The 18941-nt window shown below is 71.7% G+C and carries 18 protein-coding genes; 10 read left to right on the plus strand and 8 right to left on the minus strand.

Annotation, left to right across the window (positions count from 1 at the left end):
• Nucleotides 1-50 precede the first annotated feature (50 nt).
• Nucleotides 51-1076, plus strand: a complete 1026-nt coding sequence (locus AXK61_RS03980) for an AraC-like ligand-binding domain-containing protein (protein WP_068743936.1) — start codon at nucleotides 51-53, stop codon at nucleotides 1074-1076.
• A gap of 3 nt (nucleotides 1077-1079) precedes the next feature.
• Here the strand turns inward: AXK61_RS03980 and paaI are convergent, their stop codons facing one another.
• The 3 genes from paaI to AXK61_RS03995 all read right to left on the minus strand — a co-directional run bounded on the left by paaI (nucleotide 1080) and on the right by AXK61_RS03995 (nucleotide 4246).
• A complete protein-coding gene (paaI, locus tag AXK61_RS03985) occupies nucleotides 1080-1496 on the minus strand; it encodes a hydroxyphenylacetyl-CoA thioesterase PaaI (protein WP_068571632.1) in 417 nt (138 codons plus the stop codon).
• Complete coding sequence (gene paaZ, locus AXK61_RS03990; RefSeq protein WP_231855423.1) at nucleotides 1493-3535, minus strand: phenylacetic acid degradation bifunctional protein PaaZ; 2043 nt, start codon at nucleotides 3533-3535, stop codon at nucleotides 1493-1495. Before paaZ ends, paaI begins: the two co-directional genes overlap by 4 nt.
• Before the next feature lie 99 nt (nucleotides 3536-3634).
• Complete coding sequence (locus AXK61_RS03995; RefSeq protein ID WP_068743940.1) at nucleotides 3635-4246, minus strand: TetR/AcrR family transcriptional regulator; 612 nt, start codon at nucleotides 4244-4246, stop codon at nucleotides 3635-3637.
• 100 nt (nucleotides 4247-4346) lie between these two features.
• Here AXK61_RS03995 and AXK61_RS04000 point away from each other — a divergent pair, with 100 nt between their 5' ends.
• The 9 genes from AXK61_RS04000 (at nucleotide 4347) to paaK (ending at nucleotide 12023) form a co-directional block, all read left to right on the plus strand.
• Nucleotides 4347-5105 (plus strand): enoyl-CoA hydratase/isomerase family protein, encoded by a 759-nt coding sequence (locus AXK61_RS04000; protein ID WP_414929983.1) that lies wholly within the window; start codon nucleotides 4347-4349, stop codon nucleotides 5103-5105.
• A complete protein-coding gene (locus tag AXK61_RS04005) occupies nucleotides 5102-5953 on the plus strand; it encodes a 3-hydroxyacyl-CoA dehydrogenase family protein (RefSeq protein ID WP_068743941.1) in 852 nt (283 codons plus the stop codon). The genes AXK61_RS04000 and AXK61_RS04005 overlap by 4 nt, the downstream gene beginning before the upstream one ends.
• Nucleotides 5954-5985: 32 nt before the next feature.
• Nucleotides 5986-6768: an enoyl-CoA hydratase-related protein gene (locus AXK61_RS04010; protein ID WP_068571636.1), complete on the plus strand. Its 783-nt coding sequence runs from the start codon at nucleotides 5986-5988 to the stop codon at nucleotides 6766-6768.
• 24 nt (nucleotides 6769-6792) lie between these two features.
• Nucleotides 6793-7752, plus strand: coding sequence for a 1,2-phenylacetyl-CoA epoxidase subunit PaaA (paaA, locus tag AXK61_RS04015; RefSeq protein ID WP_068571637.1), 960 nt, complete (start codon nucleotides 6793-6795; stop codon nucleotides 7750-7752).
• A gap of 2 nt (nucleotides 7753-7754) precedes the next feature.
• Nucleotides 7755-8051 carry a 1,2-phenylacetyl-CoA epoxidase subunit PaaB gene (gene paaB, locus AXK61_RS04020; protein WP_068571638.1) on the plus strand — a complete coding sequence of 99 codons (297 nt, stop codon included), beginning with the start codon at nucleotides 7755-7757 and terminating at the stop codon, nucleotides 8049-8051.
• Nucleotides 8052-8165: 114 nt separating this feature from the next.
• A complete protein-coding gene (gene paaC, locus AXK61_RS04025; RefSeq protein ID WP_068571639.1) occupies nucleotides 8166-9083 on the plus strand; it encodes a 1,2-phenylacetyl-CoA epoxidase subunit PaaC in 918 nt (305 codons plus the stop codon).
• 2 nt (nucleotides 9084-9085) lie between these two features.
• Entirely contained in the window at nucleotides 9086-9595 is a 510-nt protein-coding gene (gene paaD, locus AXK61_RS04030; protein ID WP_414929985.1) for a 1,2-phenylacetyl-CoA epoxidase subunit PaaD, read from the plus strand.
• A complete protein-coding gene (gene paaE, locus AXK61_RS04035; protein ID WP_082789208.1) occupies nucleotides 9592-10683 on the plus strand; it encodes a 1,2-phenylacetyl-CoA epoxidase subunit PaaE in 1092 nt (363 codons plus the stop codon). Before paaD ends, paaE begins: the two co-directional genes overlap by 4 nt.
• Nucleotides 10684-10733: 50 nt before the next feature.
• Nucleotides 10734-12023 (plus strand): phenylacetate--CoA ligase PaaK, encoded by a 1290-nt coding sequence (gene paaK / locus AXK61_RS04040; protein WP_068743944.1) that lies wholly within the window; start codon nucleotides 10734-10736, stop codon nucleotides 12021-12023.
• 3 nt (nucleotides 12024-12026) lie between these two features.
• On the opposite strand, the gene AXK61_RS04045 is transcribed toward paaK, so the two are convergent.
• The 5 genes from AXK61_RS04045 to AXK61_RS04065 are packed head-to-tail and all read right to left on the minus strand — an operon-like array spanning nucleotide 12027 to nucleotide 18935.
• A complete protein-coding gene (locus AXK61_RS04045; protein WP_414929984.1) occupies nucleotides 12027-13958 on the minus strand; it encodes a S9 family peptidase in 1932 nt (643 codons plus the stop codon).
• Nucleotides 13959-14002: 44 nt separating this feature from the next.
• Nucleotides 14003-15187 (minus strand): alpha/beta hydrolase family protein, encoded by a 1185-nt coding sequence (locus AXK61_RS04050; RefSeq protein ID WP_082789205.1) that lies wholly within the window; start codon nucleotides 15185-15187, stop codon nucleotides 14003-14005.
• A gap of 59 nt (nucleotides 15188-15246) precedes the next feature.
• Entirely contained in the window at nucleotides 15247-15906 is a 660-nt protein-coding gene (locus tag AXK61_RS04055; RefSeq protein ID WP_068743948.1) for a response regulator, read from the minus strand.
• The gene (locus tag AXK61_RS04060) at nucleotides 15896-17530 is read right to left on the minus strand and encodes a sensor histidine kinase (RefSeq protein WP_175400018.1); all 1635 of its coding nucleotides are present in this window, start codon (nucleotides 17528-17530) and stop codon (nucleotides 15896-15898) included. The genes AXK61_RS04055 and AXK61_RS04060 overlap by 11 nt, the downstream gene beginning before the upstream one ends.
• A 28-nt stretch (nucleotides 17531-17558) precedes the next feature.
• Nucleotides 17559-18935, minus strand: a complete 1377-nt coding sequence (locus AXK61_RS04065) for a CitMHS family transporter (RefSeq protein ID WP_068571644.1) — start codon at nucleotides 18933-18935, stop codon at nucleotides 17559-17561.
• Between the last annotated feature and the right edge of the window lie 6 nt (nucleotides 18936-18941).

The following is an 18941-nucleotide window of genomic DNA, read 5'->3' on the forward strand; positions in this document are numbered from 1 at the left end:
GTTCGCGCCCCGATCTGTGGTGACATGGAGGGGTACGAAGGAGGCGCGCGATGGGCACAGGTGCGGTCGAGGTCTTCGACGCCGCGTCCCTCGCGGCGCCGGACCGGTTCGACGCCTGGCAGGAGGCGGTGAACGCGGCGTTCGTGCCGCTCCGCGCCGCCCCGTACGGCGACGGTCCTTCGTCCCCCGCACTGCTCGGGCCGCGCGGTTCCGGGTACGACGGTGCCGCAGGCTTCCGCGGGCTGGTACGCAGCCAGGACCTCGGTGCGGCGGCGGCCACGGAGGTCGCGGGCGGACCGGTCACCGTGTGGCGCGACCGCGCCGCCATCGCGGATGCGGATCCCGGGGTGTACAAGCTCGGGGTCCAGCTGCACGGGTACAGCGTGCTCACCCAGGACGGTCGCGAGGCGGCCCTCACGCCGGGTGACCTGGCCATCTACGACACGACGCGGGCGTACTCACTCGACTTCGCCGACGAGTTCAGCATGTTCGTGTTGTTGATCCCGCGGGATCGGCTGGGGCTCACGCCCCGGCAGGTCGCGGGGCTCACAGCGCAGCGGATCTCGGGCCGGCACGGGCTCGGCGCGCTCGCATCGTCGCTGCTCACCGGCCTCGGCCGGCAACTGCGCACGGGCGGCGTGGACCCCGACCCGCGGGCAGTGCACGCGGTCCTGGAGCTGGTGGACGCGACGTTGATGCGCCGGCTCGAGCCGGCGGAAGCGGTCCCCACCGCCGATGTCGTGTTCGCCGGCGCCACCGCCTACATCGACGCGCACCTCGGCCTGCCGGGGCTGAGCGTGGAGGAGGTGGCCGCCGCCCAGCACGTGTCGGTACGCTACCTGCAGCAGCTGTTCGCGGACCGCGGGTCGACGCCGAGCGCCTGGATCCGCCGGCGCCGGATCGATGAGGTGAGCGCGGCGCTCGCCGACCCGGCGCAGGCCGTGCGGCCGGTCGCCGCGATCGGCGCGCGATGGGGATTCCCCGACGCCTCCGGCTTCGCTCGGACGTTCAAGGCGGCGACGGGCACGAGCCCCGGCGAGTACCGCACCCGGCACCTCGGCACCGCCACGGGCTGAGCCTCAGGCGCCGCCGGGAATGACCCGGCTGTCGCCGCGGAACTCGGCGATCACGTCGTCCCCGCGGCGCACCGTCACGTCGTAGAGACCGTTGCGGCCGAACCGCTCTCGCTCGACCGCCGTGGCGGTGAGCACGTCGCCGAGTCGCGTCGCGCGCAGGAACCGGATATCCGCCCGCGCGGCGACGGCCGCGTCGCCGCGGGAGTTGCAGGCGAGGGCGAAGGTGGTGTCGGCGAGCAGGAAGACGTAGCCGCCGTGGGTGATCCCGTGGCCGTTGACCATCGTCTCCCCCACCGTCACCGTCGTGGTCGCGGCCCCGGGCCGCAGGTCGGCGATCTCGATGCCGAGGGCGCGGGAGGCGCTGTCGGCCAAGAACATCGACTGGGCGGGCTCGCAGTCGCCGCTCACCGCCGCACTCATGCCGGCTCGCCGCCGTCCCGGGTCTTGGCGACCAGGGTCAGCACGTCGTAGGTGGCGACGGGCGAGTCGTCCTGGTTGGTGACCACCGCGTCCCAGCGGACCTCGCCGTAGTCGGCGCCGCTGCGCGGGGTGATCTGCTTCGCGGTGAGGGTCACCGTGAGCGCGTCGTCCGCGCGCACGGGGGTCAGGAAGCGCAGGGAGTCGACGCCGAAGTTGGCCAGCACGGGGCCCGGCGCGGGGTCGACGAACAGGCCGGCCGCCAGGGAGACCACGAGGTAGCCGTGCGCCACGATGCCGCCGAACAGCGGATTCGCGGCGGCCGCCTCGGGATCGGTGTGGGCGTAGAAGGTGTCCCCGGTGAACTCGGCGAAGTGGCCGATGTCCGCCAGGCTGACGGTGCGCGGCCCGCCGACGATCGTGTCGCCGATCTTCAGCTCCGCCAGGGACTTGCGGAACGGGTGCTCGTCACCCTCCGTCCGGGGCGCCCCGGCGACCCATTGCCCGGTGGTCGCGGCGAGCACGGCCGGGGTGCCCTGGATCGCGGTGCGCTGCATGTGGTGCAGGACGCCGCGGATGCCGCCGAGTTCCTCACCGCCACCGGCGCGGCCGGGGCCGCCGTGCACGAGGACGGGCAGGGGCGAGCCGTGGCCCGTCGACTCGCGGGCGTCCTCGGCGTTGAGCACCAGGAGCCGCCCGTGGAAGGGCGCGATGCCCAGGAGCACCTCGCGGGCCAGTTGCGGGTCCGCGGTGACGAGCGAGGCGACGAGGCTGCCGCCGCCGCGGGCGACCAGCTCGATCGCGTGCGCGGTGTCGCGGTAGCCGATGACGGTGGCGACGGGGCCGAAGGCCTCGATCTCGTGAACGTCGGGGGCCTCGGGATCGGTGCTGCGCAGCAACATCGGCGGCAGGTAGGCGCCGGTCGCGGCGTCGCCGCCGACCACGGTGAAATCGTCCGGGTCGCCCGAGACCAGCTCCGCCGCGCCGCGGAGCTTGTCGACGGCGGCGAGCACGTCGGTGCGCTGGGACAGGGAGACGACGGGGCCCATCGTGACGCCCTCGGCGCCGGGCGCGCCGACGACGACGCGCTCGAGCCGGGCGCGGGCCGCCTCGACGACGGCGCCCACCATCGCCTCGGGCACGAGCGCGCGGCGGATCGCGGTGCACTTCTGCCCGGCCTTGACCGTCATCTCGGTGGTGAGCTGCTTGATGTACAAGTCGAATTCGGGGGCGTCGGTGGTGACATCGGCGCCGAGGACGGAAGCGTTGAGCGAGTCCGCCTCGGCGGTGAAGTGCACGCTGCGCTCGACGAGCACGGGGTGCGCACGGAGCTTGGCCGCAGTGTGCGCGGATCCGGTGAAGGCGACGGAGTCCTGCCCGCCGAGACTGTCGAGCAGCGGGGCCGGGTCGCCGCACAGCAGCTGCACGGATCCCTCGGGCAGGAGCCCGGATTCGATGATCCGGCGGAACACCAGCTCGGTGAGATAGGAGGTCTGGGTGGCGGGCTTGACGATGCTCGGCACGCCGGCGAGGAAGGCGGGCGCGAGCTTCTCGAGGAAGCCCCAGACGGGGAAGTTGTAGGCGTTGATCTGGACCGCGACGCCGCGGCGCGCAGTGAACACGTGCCTGGCCAGGAAGGTGCCCTTCTTGCCGAGCTGCTCGACGGGGCCGTCCAGGTACACGGTGTCGTTGGGCAGTTCGCGCTTGGCCTTGCTCGCGTAGCTGAGCAGGGTCCCGAAGCCGCCGTCGATGTCGACGCCGGAGTCGCGCTCCGTGGCGCCGGTGCGCGCGGACTCGGCGTAGAACTCGGCCTTTCCCGCCATCAGCGTGAGACCCAGCGCTTTCAGGGCCGCGGCGCGCTCGTGGAAGGTGAGCGCGGCGAGCGCGGGCCCGCCCGTCTCGCGGGCGTACGCGGCCATCGCGGAGACGTCCAGACCCGTCGACGAGACCCGCGCGACCTCGGCACCGTCGACGGGGCTGAGCACCGCCCGCCCCTCGTCGGTAGCCCGGTGCCACCGGCCCAGCGCGTAGCTCTCCACCATCCTGCTATCCATCAAGCACGCTCCCTATTACCGTATGTTCGGTCGGTAATCAGGGTGGCCCGGGACACCCGTCCGTGTCAAGACCCGACGCCGCGCTGCTCAGCTCCGACGCAGCCCGTCGAAGGCGATCGCGACGAGCGCGTCGGCCACCTCCCCGACCGGGTGATCCGGTTTGGGCCGGTACCACTCGACGAGCGAATTGACCATGCCGAACAACAGGCGGCTGGTCACCGACGGATCGACGTCCGCGCGCACGTCACCCTCGGCGACAGCGCCGGCCACCAGTTCCGCGACGACGGCGTCGAACTCACGACGGCGTGCGAGCGCCCGGCGCTCGACCTCGGAGTTGCCGCGCACGCGGAGGAGCAGCGTGACATAGGGCAGTTCCGCGACCAGCACGTCCACGCTGCGGCGCAGCACGTGTTCGAGGCGGTCGACGGAGCGTCCCGTCGTGGCGCCGGCCTCGGTGGTCACCGCGAACAGGCCGCTGAGGGCGCGGTTCAGGGCGAGCTCGAGCAGCTCCTCCTTGCCGGCGACGTGGTGGTAGATCGACGACTTCGTCAGGCCGAGGTTCTTCGCCAGCACGTCCATGCTGGTCGCGTCGTAGCCGCGCTCGTTGAACACGCGGACGGCGACCGCGAGCAGCGAGTCCAGGTCGTAGCCGGGGCGCCCCGGCGAGCCGGTGCGTCGTCGAACAGGCGTTGCGCTCATGAACAGATTCTCGCACCCCGCGCCCCGATCACAGCAAGACCTTGTTACCGACCGAATGATCGGTTATTATTTCGACACAGCCCAGCCCCGAGGGAGTTGCATGAGCGAGCCCCTTCCGCAGGTCGTCACCGGCCTGCAGACCGTCACCGTCGAGCGCACCGTCGACCGGTACGTCGTGACGCTCGACCGCCCCGCGGCGCGCAACGCCATCAACGCCGCGATGATCGCCGAGTTGCACACTGTCTGCGGCCTCGTCGAGGCGGACCCGGCGCCCGTGCTGCTGACCGGCACCGGGGAGCACTTCGCCGGCGGCGCGGACATCGGCGAGCTCCGCGAACGCGGCCGCGACGAGGCCTTCGCGGGCATCAACCGCAATCTGTTCGACCGGTTCGCCGCGCTCCCGCTGCCCACCGTCGCCGCGATCAGCGGTTACGCGCTCGGCGGCGGCGCCGAGCTGGCCTACGCCTGCGACATCCGGATCGCAGGCGAGACCGCGGTGTTCGGCAACCCCGAGCCCGGGCTCGGCATCCTCGCGGCCGCCGGCGCCACGTACCGGCTCCCGTCCCTGGTCGGGCAGTCGGTGGCCAAGCAGGTGCTGCTCGCGGGCCGCACCCTCGACGCGGAGGCCGCCCTCCGGTACGGGCTCGTCATGGACGTCGTCCCGGCGGGCGAGCACCTGGCCTCCGCCCACCGCACGCTCGACCGCATCGTCGCCTCCGCGCCGCTGGCCCTGCGCCTGACCAAGGCCGTCGTGGACGGGACCGCGCGGATCGAGGACATCGCCCAGGCCGTCCTGTTCGAAACGGCGGACAAACGGGACCGCATGACCGCATTCTTGGAGAAGAGGAACCGCAGATGACCACAGCACCGTCGAAGGTCGGCGTCGTCGGCGGGGGCCGGATGGGCGCGGGCATCGCGCAGGTCTTCGCCGCGCTGGGCGCCCGTGTAACGATCGCCGAGAGCGGCGACCGGGACGCCGCGCTGGGCCGGGTCACCACCGGCCTGCAGCGCGCGGCCGAGCGCGACAAGCTGGGCGGTCGGACGCCGGAGGACGTGGCCGCGCGGGTCACCGTCGTCGCCGGGATCGAGGACCTGCCGGCCGACGCCGACCTCGTGGTAGAGGCCGTCCCCGAGATCATCGACCTCAAGCTCGGCGTGCTGCACCGCGTCGAGTCCGCGGTGGGCCCGGCGTGCGTCATCGCCAGCAACACCAGCTCCCTGTCGATCGCCTCGCTCGCGGCCGCGCTCGACGACCCGACGCGCCTGGTGGGCATGCACTTCTTCAACCCGGTACCCGCGTCGACCCTGGTCGAGATCATCCGCACCGACGCCACCGACGGCGCCGTCGTCGAGCGGGTCCGCGAATGGGTGCGGCTCCTCGGCAAGCAGGAGGTGCTCGTCAACGACTCCCCCGGCTTCGCCACCAGCCGGCTCGGCGTGTGCCTGGGCCTCGAGGCGATCCGCATGCTCGAAGAGGGCGTCGCCGACGCGGAGTCCATCGACCGGGCCATGGAGCTGGGTTACCGCCACCCGATGGGCCCGCTGCGCTCCACCGACCTGGTCGGCCTGGACGTCCGGCTCGCGATCGCGGAGCACCTCGCCGCCACTCTGGGCGAGCGGTTCGCGCCGCCGCAGTTGCTGCGCGACATGGTCGCCCGCGGCGATCTCGGCCGCAAGACCGGCCGCGGCTTCCACACCTGGTCCTGACCCACCGAACACCGACACCCGAAGGAGTAGGCATGGAATCCGCCACCCTCACCGTGACCGACGGCCTCGCCGTGCTCACGCTGAACCGCCCGCAAGCCGCCAACGCACTCGACCTGTCGCTCAAGACCGCACTGCTCGACGGTGTCCGGGCGATCGCCGCCGACGACTCGGTGCGAGCGGTGCTGATCCGCGCCGAGGGGCGCAACTTCTGCGTCGGGCAGGACCTCGGCGAGCACGCCGACGCGCTGAGCACCACGCCCGACCGGGCCATGGACACCGTCGCCGAGCACTACAACCCCCTGATCTCCGGCATCGCCGCGCTCGAGGTCCCCGTCGTCGCAGCCGTGCAGGGCGCGTGCGTCGGAGCGGGCCTGGGCCTCGCGCTCGCCGCCGACGTGGTCGTGGCCGCCGAGAGCGCGAGCTTCGCCACCGCCTTCACGGCGATCGGGCTCGCATCCGACTCCGGCCTCACGCGCACTCTGGTCGACGCGATCGGCGCCGTCCGCACCCGCGCGTTCATCCTGCTGGGCACCAAAATCTCCGCGGCGCAGGCGCAGGATTGGGGCCTCATCGCGCAGGTCGCCTCGGACGACGAGCACGCCGCCACTGCGGAGGCGATCGCCCGCAGGCTGGCGGGCGGCCCGACCGCCGCGTTCGCCGCCGTCAAGGAACTCGTCGCCGCGTCTCTCCCCTCCCTCGAAGACGCCCTCGAGCGCGAGCGCGTGGCCGCCGGGCCGCTCGCCGCCACCGCCGACCACCGCGGCGCGGTCGAGGCCTTCCTCGCCAAGCGCCGCCCCGACTTCACCGGTCGCTGACCCAGCCGCACGGAAGGCACAGCCATGACAGACACCACCACCGAGTTGGAGACAGAGTTCGAGCGGATCGTCCAGTCCGACCAGCGCATCGAGCCGCGGGACTGGATGCCGGACGGGTACCGCAAGACCCTGATCCGGCAGATCGCCCAGCATGCGCACTCCGAGATCATCGGCATGCAGCCCGAGGGCAACTGGCTCACCCGCGCACCGTCGCTGCGCCGCAAGGCGATCCTCATGGCGAAGGTGCAGGACGAGGCCGGCCACGGACTCTACCTGTACTCCGCGACCGAGACCCTCGGCGTGGATCGCGCCGAGCTCACCGAGAACCTCATCGAGGGCCGCCAGAAGTACTCGTCGATCTTCAACTACCCGACCCTCTCCTACGCGGACGTGGGCGTCATCGGCTGGCTGGTCGACGGCGCCGCCATCTGCAACCAGGTGCCGCTGTGCCGCAGCTCCTACGGGCCGTACGGCCGCGCGATGATCCGGGTGTGCAAGGAGGAGTCCTTCCATCAGCGGCAGGGCTTCGAGCTGCTCATGACCATGATGACCGGCACGCACGCGCAGCGGGACATGGTGCAGGAGTCGGTGAACCGCTGGTGGTGGCCCGCGCTGATGATGTTCGGCCCGCCCGACGACCGGTCCCCCAACTCGGCGCAGTCGATGGCCTGGCGGATCAAGCGACACACGAACGACGAACTGCGGCAACGTTTCGTCGACATGTCGGTGCCGCAGGCCGAGATCCTCGGCGTCACCTTCCCGGACCCGGACCTGGCATGGAACGCCGAGCGCGGCGCCTACGACTTCGGCGAGCCGGACTGGGACGAGTTCATGCAGGTCGTCAAGGGCAACGGCGCCACCAGCGTCGAGCGGATCGCGAACCGTCGCGCCGCCCACGAGAACGGCGCCTGGGTGCGGGAGGCCGCTGCGGCCTTCGCCGCCCGCACCGCCGCACCGGATACCACCCCATCGGAGCAGGAGTAGACATGACCGAGCAGACCCGCATCGACTGGCCGCTGTACGAGGTGTTCCTGCGCGGCAAACGCGGACTCAACCACGTGCACGTCGGCTCCCTGCACGCCGCCGACGCCGAGATGGCGTTGCGCAACGCCCGCGACGTGTACACCCGCCGCAACGAGGGCGTGAGCATCTGGGTGGTCCGCTCGAGCGACGTGGTGGCCTCCAGCCCGTCCGAGAAGGACCCGTTCTTCGCCCCGAGCGGCGACAAGGTCTACCGCCACCCGACTTTTTACGAGATCCCGGACTCGGTTCCGCACATGTGACGGGCTGCCGGTCCGGAGCACCGGCCGTTCGACGACATACAGACAACGTCCCCCACATGTGACCTCCGGTCACCGCAGCCCATCTCGCCCAGCCCGCGAACAGGATTCACAGCCATGATCGATCACGACAACGCCTACGAGGGCCTCGTCGACTCGGACTCCCACGGCCAGTGGGCGTTCGGCACCAGCTTCGACGAGCCCCTCGCCGGAGTCGATACGACGGTGCCCGACGACGTCGACCCCCACACCCTCGCGGTGTACTGCCTCATGCTCGGCGACGACGCGCTGATCTCCGCCCAGCGGCTCGCCGAATGGAGCACCCGTGCACCCGAGTTGGAGGAGGAGGTCGCGCTCGCCAACGTCGGCCTCGACCTGCTCGGCCAGGCACGGCTCCTCCTGGCCCGCGCCGCGGCCGCCGATCCCGCGGTGGTGCCGGTCATCTCGGACGCCTCGCCGGTGCCCGCCGAGGACGCGCTCGCCTTCTTCCGTGACGACTCCGCGTTCCGCAACGTCCGGCTCGTCGAGCTCGACAACGGCGACTTCGCGGTCTCGACGGTGCGCCTGCTGGTCTTCGCGACGGCCCGTCTGGCCCTGTTCGACCGGCTCCGCGGCTCCCGCGACCCCGTCCTAGCCGCCGTGGCGGCCAAGGGCGTCAAGGAGATCACCTACCACCGCGACTACGCCGCGCGGTGGGTGGTCACCCTCGCGCAGGGCACCGACGAGTCCCGCCGCCGCACCGAGGCGGCCATCGCCCGCGTCTGGCCCTACGTCCCCGAGCTGTTCGAGCCGTCCACCGAGGAGCTGGCCCTCGCCGCGTCCGGGATCGGTGTGGACCCGCGCGAGCTGCGCGGCGAGTTCGACGCCGTCATGGAGTTGACCTTCGGCGCCGCCGGGCTACCGATCCCCGACGCCCCGGGCGTCGCCCGGGTGGGCGGCCGCGCCGGCCGACAGGGTCTGCACACCGAGGAGCTCAGCCGCATCCTCGCCGAGATGCAGTCCGTCGCCCGCGCCCATCCCGACGGGACGTGGTGACCGTGCAGGCCACCGAGTTCCGCACGCCGCTCGCCGTGGTGGGCGATGTACTCGACCCCGAGATGCCGCAGGTCACCCTGGCGGACCTGGGCATCGTCCGCGAGGTCGCCCAGGCTCCCGACGGTGCCGTGCGCGTGACCATCACACCCACCTACTCCGGCTGCCCCGCGATGGGAACCATCCGCGCCGACATCGAGCACGCGCTGCACGCCGCCGGCTACGGGGAGGTCGTCATCGACACCGCGCTGTCCCCCGCGTGGACCACCGACTGGATCACCGAGGCGGGCCGCGCGAAGCTCCGTGCCGCCGGATACTCGACGCCCGGCCCCGCGCCGCGCCGCGCCGACGGCCCCGTCCCCCTGACCCTGCAGGCGATGCCCCGTCGGATCGCCTGCCCCGCCTGCGGATCCGACGCCACCCGCCTCGACTCCGAGTTCAGCGCGACGCCGTGCAAGGCGCTCTACCGCTGCCTGGACTGCCGCGAGCCCTTCGACCACGTCAAGGAGATCTGATGACCGCCGTCGCCCCCATCCCCACCCGGGGTCGCGCGTTCCACGCGCTCACCGTCGCCGACGTCGAGTCGCTGTGCGACGACGCGGTGGCCGTCACCTTCGACGTGCCGGACGATCTGGCCGACGAATTCGCCTTCGCCGCCGGACAATCGCTCACGTTGCGCCGGATGATCGACGGCGTCGAGCACCGCCGGTCGTACTCGATCTGTGCGCCCGTCGGCGAGCGGCCCCGGGTCGGCGTCCGTGAGGTCACCGACGGGCTGTTCTCGTCCTGGCTGGTGCGGCGGGTCCGCGCCGGCGACACCATCGAGGTGCAGGGCCCCACCGGCAGCTTCGCCGCCGACCCCGACGAGGGCGGCGTGCACGTCCTCATCGCGGCGGGCTCCGGCATCACGCCGATGCTGTCCATCGCGGGTACGGTCCTCGCCAATCCCGCTGCGCGCGTGATCCTCATCTACGGCAACCGTCGCACGCGGTCGGTGATGTTCGCCGACGAGATCGCCGACCTCAAGGACCGCTACCACGATCGGCTCGACGTGATCCACGTCCTCTCCCGCGAGCCCCGCGACGTCGAGCTGTTCACCGGTCGCGTCGACGCCGAGCGGCTGCGCGAGCTGCTGCGCACCGTCGTGCCCACCGGCGATGTCAACCACTTCTGGCTGTGCGGCCCGCACGGCATGGTCACCGACTCGGAGGCCGTGCTCGCCGAACTCGGCGTGGCGCGCAGCGCGATCCACCGCGAGCTGTTCTACGTCGACGACGGCACCCCACCGCCGCAGGAGAAGCACCGCGAGCCGGGCGTCACCGGCCCGAGCAGCGCGGTCACCGTCGTGCTCGACGGGCGGAGCGCGACCGGCACGATCTCCCAGGACGACACACTGCTCGACGGTGCCGAGAACTTCCGCCCGGATCTGCCCTTCGCCTGCAAGGGCGGCGTGTGCGGCACGTGTCGCGCGAAGGTGCTGTGCGGCACCGTCGACATGCGCCGCAACTACGCCCTCGAGGACGACGAGGTGGCCGCCGGCTTCGTCCTGACCTGCCAGACCTACCCCACCAGCGACACCGTCACCGTCGACTTCGACGCCTGACGCCCGGTCCCCCACGCCCTCCCAGCCGATCCAGCCCCAAGGAGCCCGTCATGACATCGACCGTCGCAGACGACGACATCGAGTTCGCCACCCGCGACCGGATCTCCGCGCTGCAGCTCGAGCGCATGCGGTCCACGCTCGCCCACGCCTACGAGAACGTCCCCCACTACCGCCGGGCCTTCGACGAGGCGGGCGTGCACCCGAGCGACCTCCACGAGCTCTCGGACCTCGCGAAGTTCCCGTTCACGACGAAGGCCGACCTGCGGGAGAACTACCCGTTCGGCATGTTCGCCGTACCACGCGAGCGGGTCTCGCGGATCCACGCCTCCTCCGGCACCACCGGCCGCCCCACCGTCGTGGGCTACACCGCCGACGACATCAGCATGTGGGCCGACGTGGTCGCGCGGTCGCTGCGCGCGGCCGGCGTCCGCGCGGGCGACCGGGTGCACGTCTCCTACGGCTACGGCCTGTTCACCGGGGGCCTCGGCGCGCACTACGGCGCGGAGCGGCTGGGCGCCACGGTGATCCCCATGTCGGGCGGGCAGACGGAGAAGCAGATCCAGCTGATCCAGGACTTCGAGCCCGACGCGATCATGGTCACGCCGAGCTACATGCTCACGATCGTCGACACCATGCTGGCCATGGGCGTCGATCCCCGCGCGACCTCCCTGCGCACGGGGATCTTCGGCGCCGAGCCGTGGACCGACCGGATGCGCACCGAGCTCGAGGAGGAGGTCGGCATCGACGCCGTCGACATCTACGGCCTCTCCGAGGTGATCGGTCCCGGCGTCGCGATGGAGTGCGTGGAGACCAAGGACGGCCTGCACATCTGGGAGGACCACTTCTACCCCGAGGTCATCGATCCGATGACGGGCGAGGTGCTCCCGGACGGCGAGCACGGCGAGCTGGTGTTCACCTCGCTCACCAAGCAGGCCACCCCGATCATCCGGTACCGCACGCGCGACCTCACCCGCCTGCTCCCCGGGACCGCCCGCACCATGCGGCGGATGGAGAAGGTCACCGGCCGCACCGACGACATGATGATCCTGCGCGGCGTCAACGTCTTCCCCACCCAGATCGAGGAGCTGATCCTCGGCATCGACGGCCTCGCGCCCCAGTTCCAGTGCGTGCTGGACCGTCCCGAGCGCATGGACCGGCTCACGGTCAAGGTCGAGAACCGGCACGACCGCCCCGTCGACGAGACCGCCGGCAGCACCCTGACCAAGATCATCAAGGACAAGATCGGCATCTCGGTCGACGTCGACGTGCTCCCTCCGGGCAGCATCGAGCGCACCGTCGGCAAGGCCCGCCGGCTGGTCGACAACCGCCCGAAGGACTGACGCTCAGGCCTGCTCGGCGCGCCCGCCGAGGTGCTCGGCGAGGAACCGCTCGGTGGCACGGAACATGTCGATCGTGTTCTCCGGGTTGACGAAGCCGTGCCCCTCGTCGGCCTTGATCATGTACTCGACCTCCACACCGCGGGCCCGCAGGGCCTCCACGAGGTTGTCGGACTCGGCCTGCACCACGCGCGGATCGTTGGCGCCCTGCACCACGAGCAGCGGAGTGCGGATCTTCTCGACGCGGGTGATCGGTGACCGGGCGAGCATGTCGGCCAACTGATCCGGGTCCGACGGGTCGCCGGCGTATCGGATCCAGTTGTTGGCCAGGTAGGGCCGCGCGATCTCCGGCAGCGTCGCCATGAAGTTCGGCAGGCTCGAGATGCCCACGTAGTCGATCGCCGCGGCGAACTTCTCCGGGGTGAAGGTGACGCCGACCAGCGCCGCGTACCCGCCGTAGGAGCCGCCGAAGATCCCCAGCCGCCGCGGGTCCGCGATGCCCTCCGCCACGGCCCAGTCCACGGCGTCGATGAGGTCGTCGTGCATGGCGCCGGCCAGCTCGCCGATGCCGGCCTGCATGTGGGCCTTGCCGTAACCGGTGGAACCGCGGAAGTTCACCTGCAGCACCGCGTACCCGCGGTTCGCGAGCAGCTGGACCTCGCCGTGATAGCCCCAGGTGTCGCGGAACCACGGCCCGCCGTGCACAAGCAGCACCAGCGGCAGACCCTCGGCCGGCTCGCCCACCGGCAGGGTGAGATACGAGGGCAGTTCCCGCCCGTCGCGCGCGGTCATCGCGACCGGCGCCATCGGAGCGAGCTGCGCCGGGTCCAGGTGCGGAAAGGGCCGGAAGAGCAGCCGCGACTCGCCCGTGCGATGGTCGTAGAGGTAGGTGACGCCGGGGTCGCGGTCGTGGACGAAGGACACCACCCAGCGGTTCCCGTCCAGGTCGGACGAGAGCGCGCCGAGGTCACCGTCGGACAAGGCGCGCAGGGCATCGAGCACCTCCCCGAACCGCGCGTCCAGAGCCCGGATCTCCTGGCGCTCACCGAGGTACCGGACACCGAGCAACGCGCCGGTGCGCGGGTCGACGATGAGCGGCTGCGGCATCGTCGGGGCGACGAGGCCGGTGGTGTCGAGGTCGAGGACGTCGTGCGCGTCGACCTCGGTCTCCTCGCCGGTGGCCCCGTCGAGGTGCACGACCCGCGTGCGGTCGGTGCCCCGGTTCGAGCCCAGCCACAGGCCTCCGTCGGGCGACGGGACGATCGGGAAGACGCCCAGCGGGTAGTCGATGCCGTCGAACGCGGCGATCGGGAGCAGCGCGCGAGCCGCGGAATCCCAGCGGCAGATCGCGATCGCGCCGGTGGCGTCCTGCGTGGACGCGAACAGCGTGCCGTCGGCGCCGTACACCCAGCCGGCCACGTTGCCGGGGTTGCGCTCGATCTCCGTGAGCCCGCCGGTGGCGATGTCGAGCTCGAAGACGTCGAACTCGTCGACCCTGCGCGGGTTCATGGAGACGATCGCGATCCCGGGCCGCGCGATCGGCAGGTCCATGAGAAACGCGGTCGCGCCGTCGAAGGGCGTGAGGTCGACGGCGGGCGCGTCCGGGTCGTCGAGGTCGGCGCGGAAGACGTGCCACCGCTCGTCGCCGCCGTTGTCCTGCAGGTAGATCAGCCAGCGCGGATCGGTGGTCCAGGAGAACATCTGGACACTGCGGGTGGCGTCCGCGGTGACGGCACGGGCGGGCACGGCGTCGTCGAGGCCCTCGACCCACACGTTCAGCCGCCCGTTCGACGGTGCCAGGAAGGCGATCCGGGACCCGTCGGGCGAGATCTTCGCTCCCGCTCGGACGGGCGAGTCGAAGAACTCCTCGACGGTGATGATGCTCGGCAACGGCACGGCGTCTCCTTCTGTCGGTGGTGTGCCTCCAGTGGAAACCATGCCGTCGCGGCATGGTCAAGCGGCGCCGCGACGCGCGCCGCGGTTCAGGAGAGGATACGCGCCAGGAACGGGGTCGAGTCCTTCATGGACTCGAGGACCGCGCCGCTGTGATCGGCGTCCGGGTACTGGTGCAGTTCGACCGCGGTACCGCTCTTCTTCAGCGCCGCCGCCAGGGCGATCGAGGACTGGACGGGGACGTCCGTGTCCTTGAGCCCGACCCCCAGGAACACCGGTCGGTCGTATCCCGACGTAGGTGTTCCCATGTAGCGGTCGAGTGCCTCGCCGGCGCCGGGAACGGTACTGACCTTGGCACTGACGAAGTCCGTCGGCTTCAGTCCCTTCAGGGTCGCGCTGAGCTGTTCGTAGCACTGCACCTCGGCCTTCTCGGCGGCCTGCTTGCCACGCGGGGTGAGCACCGAGTCGAAGTCCACGCCGGGATTCGCCTCGCGGACGCCCGCGAGAATGTAGGCGGTGTAGGCGGTGGCCGCGGAGCTGAGCCCGCCGGGCAGGCTCGTGGTGGGTCCGACGTTCTTGACGACGTCCTCGATCCGGAACGGGGTCCCTGTGGCGACGACGCCGCGGTAGTCCAGCCCGCTGCCGGCGCTGAACTCGCTCGCCCACCGCGCGCTGTTGACGGCTGCGCCCCCGCCCTGCGACTGCCCGACGATGGCCCACTTCTTCGACAGGTTCAGCGACCGGTCCGTGTGCGCGGCGACCACGGAATCGACGACGCTGTGCGCGGTCGACACACTGTTGAGGTAGCTCATCAGCCCGGGTGTGCCGAGCCCCGCGTAGTCGGAGGCGACGATCGCGTAGCCCTGCGACAGCCAGTGCCCGAGGTACTGCCGGTCCCGGGCCGATCGGGGGTTCGCCGAGGGCGCGCAGGTATCGCCCAGGCCGACGGTGCCGTGGGCCCACGCGATCACGGGCCAGCCGCCCGCCGGGGCGGTCCCCTTCGGCAGGAAGACGGCACCCGTGCTCGTCGCCGGCTTGTCGTGCTGATCCGTCGTCGAATAGAGCACCCGCTTGGCGGTCCCGGCTCCGGGCAGGGACAGCGCCGGGTCGAGCGGGACCGACCGGATCTGCACGCCGCCCTTCGCCGGCACGGGGCCGGCGTACTTCGCGGCGTCGAGGCCGGACCAGTCCGGTGCGGCGACGGCGGGCGCCGCGACGAGTCCGGTTCCCAGCAGAGCAGTGATTCCGGCGAGCGCGAACCGCGTGATCCTCATGCCACGGACTCTATCCCCGGCTCGCGCGCCGCACCGGGCGACCGCGCACGGAACCGGGATCAGCTCACTGCGTATCGCTGCCGCGGTCGGCCGGTGGCGCCGTACTGCAGCGCCATCGTCAGCGTGCCGTCCCGCACCAGATCGGCGAGGTAGCGGCGCGCGGTCGCGGGTGAGATCCCCACCTGTCCTGCGATGTCGTCGGCCAGCAGTGGCCCCGACGCCGCCCGCAACGCCTCGACGATGCGCCGCTCGGTGACCGAGCCGCCGTCGTCGCGGCGCGGCGCCGGGCGGTCGCTGCGCAACACCGAGGCGGCTGCGTCGACCTGGTCCTGGGTGACCTCGGCACCGTCGAGGATCCGCCGGTAGGCCGTGTACGCGCCGAGCCGTCGCGCGAGCTCCGTCGCCGGGAAGGGCTTGATGAGGTACTGCAGTGCGCCCGCCGCGAAGCCCGCACGCACGCTGGCCGCATCGTCGGCGGCACCGAGGATGAAGGCGTCGCACCGCATCTCGCGCACCAGGTCGATGCCCGAGCCGTCGGGGAGGTAGACGTCGACGAGCGCCAGGTCGATCCGCTCGCGCTCCAGGGTCGCGCGCGCCTCCGACAGCGTCCGCGCGGAGCCCACCGTGGCGAGCCCGACCATGGTGTCCACGATCTTGGCGTGCAGTGCGGCCACCCGGAAGTCGTCGTCCACCACCAGGATCCGGATGTCACGTGGCATCGTCGAGCACCCCCTGCGGCAGCGTGGCCATGACGGTGGTCGGCTCGTCCGCGCCGGGGCCGCCGCGCTCGACGACGGTGACCTCTCCCCCGTGCCCGCGGGCCACCTGCCGCGCGATGACGAGGCCGAGGCCGCGGCCGCCGGGCACCGTCGGATCGGTGCGGGTGCTGACGCCCTCGACGAAGGGATCTTCGACCGTGAACCCCGGACCGCTGTCGGTGACGATGATCGCGAGATCGTCTCCGTCGCGCAGGACGTCGATCTCGACCTCCCGGGGCTCGTCCCCGTCGGCGGCGGCGTCGATGGCGTTGTCGAGGAGGTTGCCCACCAGGGTGGTGGTGTCCACGGGGTGCGTGAGGACGCCGACCAGCGCGGTGTCGGCACCGACGCGCAGCACGACGCCCCGCTCGCGGGCGCGCGCCGCCTTCGCCGACACGAAGGCCTTCAGGTGCGGCTCATCGAGACTGTCCAGCCCGGAGACGGGCAGGACGCCCGCGCGGCCGGCGATCTCGTCGAGGTAGGCGATGGCCTCGTCGGTGCGGCCGTCGCGGAGCAGGCCCGCGACGACGTGCACCCGGTTGGCCGACTCGTGCCGCTGCGCGCGCAGCGCCGAGCTCATCGCCTGCACCGAGTCGAGCTCGCGGGTGAGCGCCTCGACATCGGTGCGGTCGACGGCGGTGAGCACCGTGCCGAGGTCCGTCTCGCCACGGTGCACGCGGCGCGAGGCGACGAGGACGACCCGCTCGTTCACGGCGGCGGCGACCGGTGTCTCGGTGGGCGTCGCCACGACCCCCGAGACCCGTTCCGTCAGGCCCAGATCCGCCAGCGGCGTGCCCGCCTCCGCGGTCACGCCGAGCAGCTCGCGGGCACGGTCGTTGATCACCCGGACGATCCCCTTCGCGTCGATGGCGATGACGCCCTCCGAGCCCGAGTGCAGGACGGCGTTCTGCTCCCGGATCAGCTCGGCCATCTCCTCCGGCTCGAGCCCCAGCGTCAGGCGGCGCCACCGTCGGGCCAACAGACCGGAACCGACGATCCCGACGGCGAGCGCGAGGGCCGCGAGGCCCGCCAGCAGGAGCAGCGTGCGCCGCGCGGCCTCGGCCACCGTCTCGGTGGAGATACCCACGCTGACCAGGCCCACCACCGTCCCGTCGGGACCGAGGACCGGAGCCTTGGCACGGACGGAGTCGCCGAGGGTTCCGCGTTGCTGGGTGAGCTCGACATCGCCGCCGAGCGCCGTCGACGGATCGGTGCTCAGCGGCGCGCCCAACTGGGACGGGTCGGGGTGGGCGATCCGGTAGCCGGCGTCGTCGGCGATGACCACGAACAGCACCCCCGTGCGCTGGGTGATCGCGACCGCCTGGCGTTGCAGCGGAGCGGCGGCGAGCTCCTCCTGCGTGGCCGGACGGCCCGCGCGCCGCGCCGCGGACTGGGCTGCGGCGCCGGCACGGACATCGGTGTCGGAGGCGACCGTCTCCGCGATCGCCTCCGCCCGGTGCCCGTACTCGGTGCGGGTGTCGGCGTCCACGCGGTGCACCACGATGCCGAATCCGGCTGCCAGGCTGACGATGATGATCACCACCTGGAGCAGGAGGATCTGCGTCCGCAGCCGGATCCTGGGCATCGCCTCAGCCTAGTCATCCGATCCGCGCTCAGAAGGGGATCTGACCGAGGAGGACGCCGACCACGAGCATGACGATCGACACGACGACGGCGCGCCACAGCACCTTCTTGTGGTGATCGGCCAGGCCGACACCCGCCAGCGCGACGAGGAGCAGGATGGCCGGGACCAGGGGGCTCTGCATGTGGAAGGGCTGTCCCGTGATCGAGGCGCGAGCCATCTCGGCGGCGCTGATCCCGTAGTGGCCCGCCGTCTCCGAGAGCACCGGCAGGATGCCGAAGTAGAAGGCGTCGTTGGACATCAGGAAGGTGAACGGGATCGAGAGGATGCCGGTGATGACGGCCAGGTGCGGCCCCATCGACGCGGGGATGATGCCCGTGACCCAGGCGGCCACCGACTCGACCATGCCGGTGCCCTTGAAGACGCCCGTCAGAACCGCTGCGGCGAAGACCATTCCGACCACCGAAACGATCGACTTCGAGTGCCGCGTGATGGCCTCCTGCTGCTCCGCCACCTTGGGGAAGTTCACGGCCAGCGCGATCGCGGCGGCGATCATGAACAGCACCGGGATCGGCAGCAGGTCCAGCGTGAGAACCGCGAGCAGCGCGATGGTGATCGCGGCGTTGAACCACAGGAGCTTCGGGTTGCCGTGCACGCCGAGGGCCGCGGTCAGCGCACCGTCCTTGGTGCCCGACGAATCCTCGTCGGTCCCACCGGTCCCCGCATCGCCACCGATGGTGCCGCCCCCACCCCCGGAGCCCACACCGGAGAGGACGCGATCGCGGATCACGATGCTGCCGATCCGCTTGCGCTCCATGAGCCCGAGGTGCCAGGCGAAGGCGAGGACCACGACCATACCGGCGATGAGCGACGGGATCATCGGCACGAACACCTCGGACGGCGAGATCTTCAGCGCGGCGGCGGCGCGGGCGGTGGGGCCGCCCCAGGGCAGGATGTTCATCGTGCCGTTCGCCAGTCCCGCCACCACCGTGAGCACGACGGGGCTGACGCCGAGCTTGAGGTACAGCGGGAGCAGCGCGGTCGTGGTGACGATGAAGGTCGTGGAGCCGTCACCGTCGAGCGAGACGACCGCGGCCAGGACACCCGTGCCGAGCACGAGCTTGGCCGGGTCCTCGCCGACGACGCGGACGACCGCGCGGATGACCGGGTCGAACAGGCCGACGTCGATCATCACCCCGAAGAAGATGATCGCGAAGAACAGCATCGCCGCGGTGGGTGCGAGGTCCTTGATGCCGTCGGTGATCATCTTGCCGATGCCGGTGCCCGCGCCGGCGAGCAGGCCGAAGACCACCGGGACGGCGATCAGCGCGACGATGGGCGTCGCGCGGCGGGTCATGATGACGACCATGAACGCCGCGACCATGGTCAGTCCCAGGACTGTCAACATGGGATT

It is taken from the genome of Tsukamurella pseudospumae, from assembly GCF_001575205.1.
GTDB classification, from domain to species: domain Bacteria; phylum Actinomycetota; class Actinomycetes; order Mycobacteriales; family Mycobacteriaceae; genus Tsukamurella; species Tsukamurella pseudospumae.